General features: G+C 31.4%; 1 protein-coding gene. It reads right to left on the reverse strand.

Annotated elements, in window-relative coordinates:
* Positions 1 to 637: 637 nt before the first annotated feature.
* Positions 638 to 1065 (reverse strand): glycine betaine ABC transporter substrate-binding protein (locus tag F6K22_RS41450; RefSeq protein WP_293111038.1); only part of this gene is annotated, 428 nt, incomplete at its 5' end.

The raw sequence follows: 1065 nt of genomic DNA on the forward strand, positions 1-1065 counted from the left end.
TAGCGCAGCAAGGGACAATTTCTTAATAGTGGCGCCGCAGGCGAAAATTTTCAATTATTTCAGCGCCGCTGCCGGAATTTTCTCGCGATTAAGATGATTTTGATATATTTTTGTTTCATTTTGGTTCAATTGGCAAATTTTTAGTATAAAAAATAATCTCAGATTTAATATTTGATTTTCTAGTAATTTTTGGCTGAATGAAGTAGCAATCAAATTGGGAAATTGAACAGTATGGAGTTCTGATAATCTGCAATAATTTTTAGAATGGAGACCTCATTATTTTTTTCTAGTCTCAGATTTTTTTTATAGTGCCGCATGGAACCTCTATACATTCTTTTTCTTTTTCACAAGATGTCTATTGGTGAGGTACAAAGTTGTTGATTTTAGGGAACAGAAAAGAATAAAAACAACTGTATCTCACTAACCTGATTAAGCTGAGAAATTATATATAAATAGAATAAGGTTGAATATTTAATTTGATGATAATTTTTTCTTGATTGAAGTAGCAAGCAAATCAGGAAATTCCACAAGCTGGAATTGTGGAAATATTCAATAGTATTTATAGCTAAAGTTCTCAATTTTTTCAATTTACTCTCAGCTTATTTTTTCTGTTTTTTCAAGTTAAAAAGCTTGGAATTTAATTAGCTGCTTGTCTTGCTGTTTCTAACCAACTATCATATTTTTGCTGATGATTTTTTACCCACTCTTGAGCATGACGTAAAATATCTTCTGGTTTGTCTTCACCTTCTTTAATGCGTAAACTTTCACCATTCATATCTGCAACTGGAATTTCTACTAATTCAAACCACCTTTTAGCAACTGGGTTAGCTTCTAGAAATTTTTTATTAGCCACAATACGCTGTTGAGTTCTAGAAAAGCCAATATTTTTGCCATCTAGTAATGTATCTTCTTCTTTTATATTTCTCATATCTGGTAAGGAAGTAAAAGGAACTTCTAACCAAACTACATCTTTACCTGGTTTTAAAATAGCAGATATCCAGTGAGGATTATAGGCAAAATAAAGAATTGGTTCGCCTTGTTTGTACGAGTAATAGCATCTACTAA

Origin of the sequence: Okeania sp. SIO2F4 (assembly GCF_010672385.1) — a bacterium.
Taxonomy (GTDB): domain Bacteria; phylum Cyanobacteriota; class Cyanobacteriia; order Cyanobacteriales; family Microcoleaceae; genus Trichodesmium.